The sequence below is a fragment of the Streptomyces sp. NPDC055078 genome (assembly GCF_053607985.1).
The window spans coordinates 1-3,260 of the sequence record NZ_JBSGUP010000816.1 but is presented as its reverse complement, the minus strand read 5'-3'; the positions used below and the strand labels follow the sequence as shown (position 1 = coordinate 3,260).

At 70.2% G+C, this 3,260-nt stretch carries 2 protein-coding genes and 1 pseudogene; all 3 read right to left on the bottom strand.

The features are described 5' to 3' along the window. Positions 1–32 precede the first annotated feature (32 nt). Positions 33–1,205, bottom strand: a complete 1,173-nt coding sequence (locus tag ACWF94_RS37155; RefSeq protein WP_453499115.1) for a serine hydrolase domain-containing protein — start codon at positions 1,203–1,205, stop codon at positions 33–35. 221 nt (positions 1,206–1,426) lie between these two features. Further along, positions 1,427–2,839 (bottom strand): serine hydrolase domain-containing protein, encoded by a 1,413-nt coding sequence (locus tag ACWF94_RS37150; RefSeq protein ID WP_453499117.1) that lies wholly within the window; start codon positions 2,837–2,839, stop codon positions 1,427–1,429. 6 nt (positions 2,840–2,845) lie between these two features. Further along, positions 2,846–3,133: pseudogene (locus tag ACWF94_RS37145) on the bottom strand (transposase); the annotation flags it as partial. Between the last annotated feature and the right edge of the window lie 127 nt (positions 3,134–3,260).

The following is a 3,260-nucleotide window of genomic DNA, read 5'->3' as shown; positions in this document are numbered from 1 at the left end:
GAGCGGAGGTGCCCGCGGCCCCGGCCGTCGGCTCAGCCGGTGCCGCCGGGGCAGTACTCGGCGTCCATGACCGCCAGGATCGGGTCGATCGCGGCGGGCATGAGGGCGTTGGAGTTGTAGGCGAGGCTGTGGCGGCCGTCCTCCGTCGTGACCGCCTGGTTCAGCGCGCCGGGGATACCGCCGTCGTGGCCCCACAGCTTGGTGCCGCACTTGGTCAGGAAAGTACTGATTCCCAGGCCGTAGGAGGCGGACGGGTCATCGGGGTCGGGGACGGTCGTCTTCATCGCGTTGAGCTGCTCCGGGGGCAGGACCTTGCCGCGCATCAGGGAGCTGAAGAACCGGTTCAGATCGCGGGTGGTGGAGATCATGTCACCGGCCGACCAGCCGAAGGACGGGTTCAGCCGCGTCACGTCGTGGAGCTTGGTCGCCTTCGGGTCGTCACTGAGCGTCGCGTACCCCCGGCCACTGGGCCGCGGCACCCCGGCGGAGGTGCCCGGGGTGCTGGTGCCCTTGAGGCCGAGCGGCTTGATGATGCGCCGGGTCACCTCCCGCTCGTAGGTGGAGCCGCCCGCCTTCTCGATGATCATCCCGGCGAGGATGTAGCCGGTGTTCGTGTACTCGTGCTTGGTCCCCGGGGCGAAGACCGGCGGGTAGGCCAGACCGATCCTGACCAGTTGCTCGGGGGTGTACGTGTCGTAGCGGTGCTTGAAAAACCCGGGGGCCCGCATGACCTTGTCCCTCAGCTTCTCGTCCCCCATGTAGTCGTAGAGGCCGCTGGTGTGGTTGAGGAGCTGCCGGACGGTGATCCGGCTCCCGTCGTTGCCGTTGCCGCTGACCAGTCCGGGCAGCCACTTCTCCACGGTGTCGTCCAGGTCAAGCAGCCCCTCGGCCTCCATCTGGAGCAGGACGGTCGCGGTGAACGTCTTCGTGGTGCTGCCGATCCGGAAGCGGTCGTTGTCACCGCGCGGGGCGCCGGTCCGCACGTCCTTGACGCCGGAGGAGCCCTTCCACACCCCGTTCGCGTCCCTCACCTCGGCGAGGACTCCCGGAACACCGGCCCGCACGATGTTGTCGAGCGCCTGCTGGGTCGCCTCATGTGCCGGAGCCCTGCTGTCGGCCTGGGCGGGGACCGCCGCTCCCCCGGCGGCCACCGCCCCGACAGCCAGCACCGCCATACCTCTGAGGACCCTGCGACGTGCTCCCATGAACTGCTCCTCGCGTCTGTTGTGCACCGATGGGAAGCAGTGCCCGGAGGGGCACCGCACAGCCGACCCTAGAGAGCGGAAGAAGGGCGGGGCCTGTTCGGTGGACCGAAAGCGACGCGGGAATTCGTGCGCTCCCACACAACCGGCTCTGCCGCCCAGGGGTGCGCCGACAGACCGGAACTCCCCGGGCCACAGGCCGGTTGACGGGACGCAACGGGGTGTCAGGAGCGGGATCTGGGGTGCACCCGGCTGTTGGTGTGGAGGTACTGCGCGGCGCCGTCGCGGAAGTCGTAGATCGCGACGGTCTGGGTGTCCTCCAGCGGATCGTCGGAGGGCATCAGGAAGTGTGTCTCGCTGACGGGCAGCAGCCGGCGGCGTATGCGGTCCGGCTTGCCGAGGAACTGCGCCTCCATCGGGTTCAGGGCGTGGGTGAGGTACAGCTCCCCGCCTTCGGCCGTCACCTCGAAGTGTGTGTCCGGCCGTTCGTAGACGCCTTCGTACCGGGCCGGGTCGAGCCGGAGGGCCGGATCGGGCGGCGGGAGGGCGGGCATGGTCACCGCGCCGAGGCCGGACAGGATCTCGTTGAAGAGCTTCCGGTAGAAGCTCTCGCGCGGTCCGCCGTTCGTCAGCAGCGTCAGCGCGATGCCCGACTCCGGCAGGAGGCGCAGCCGGGCGTTCTGGCCGATGGTGCTGCCGTCGGTCGCGTAGACGGTCTCGCCGTGCCAGTCGCACACGATGAGGCCGAGGGCCCAGGACGGGCCGAACATGTACGGGTCGGGCAGCGGGACCCGGGAGCCGGTCATCTCCCGGAGCAGACGGGCGGGGACGACCCGGGTTCCGTCGGATGCGACGCCGCCGTCCAGGAACATCCGCGCCGTCTTCAGGACGTCCCCCACGGTGGAGGTGACGTTGCCGCCGGGCCCGAACGAGCGCGGCAGATGGCTGATGGGGGTGACGACGGGGCCTTCTTCGACGGACCGGATCACATGGCCCGTGGCGGCGCGGGCCGGGTCCGCGCGGTCGGGCCGGGTGCCCGTGTCGGTCATCCCGAGCGGCCCGAAGACGCGGTCCCGCATGAGGTCGTCCCACCGCTTGCCGTCGGCGACCTCCAGGATGCGGCCGAGGATCGCGTAGCCGAGGGCGGCGCTGTAGCCGTGGGTGTGCCCCAGGGGGTGGACCTGGCCGGCGTCGGCGATGTTCGCCACCATCCGCGCGTACACGTCGTCGCCCTCGCCGGGATCGCCGAAGTCCTCCTCGATCCCGTTCGTGTGGTTGAGCAGGTGCCGGGGGGTGACCTGGGCGCTGACGCCGGGGTCGGCGACCCGGAAGCCCGGCAGGTACGTCCGCACCGGCTCGTCCAGGCCGACCGTGCCCTCGCCGACGAGTTGCAGGAAGGCGAGCGCGGTCCAGGTCTTGGTCATGGAGCCGCACTGGTAGACGGTGCCGGTCGTCGCGGGCTCCCCGGTGGTCACGTCCCTGACGCCGGTGGCGTATGCGGTGGCCTTCCCGTTCCGGAGGATGCCGAGCGCGGCACTGGGGACCTGGTATTCGGCGAGCAGCGCGGAGAGTGTCTCCGCGCTGCCGTCGGGGTCGGGCAGGCCGTGCGAGTCGGGCAGGTCGTGCGTGTCGTCCACGGCGGCCTCGCCGCGCGGACCGAGTTCGTCCAGGACCAGGCGATGCAGCTTCGCCCACACCCGGGCCTTCGACCATTCCGTGAACCGGCGGTGAGCGGTGGCGCCGGACGGGCCGAACACTGGCGGGACCTGTGCCCGCGTGCAGCCCGTGGTCGCCACAATGATGATCGCGGCCAGCGCCTCACGGTCTCCGTACCGGCGCCGGCCTCCGCCCTGCGGGCGCGTCGGCGCCTCGGGAACCACCCGCTGGAACAGCTCCCACAACCCGTCCGGCACCAGACCATCAACACACAACCAGGCTACCGGAACCTCCAAATGAGATGGCTTCTAATACTCCAGCGGGATTTCGTGTCCTGGGCTGGGGTTGTTCGTTGTATGGCATATGGCGGGGAATGTTGAAGTAGACGTGTGGGCAGCCGAG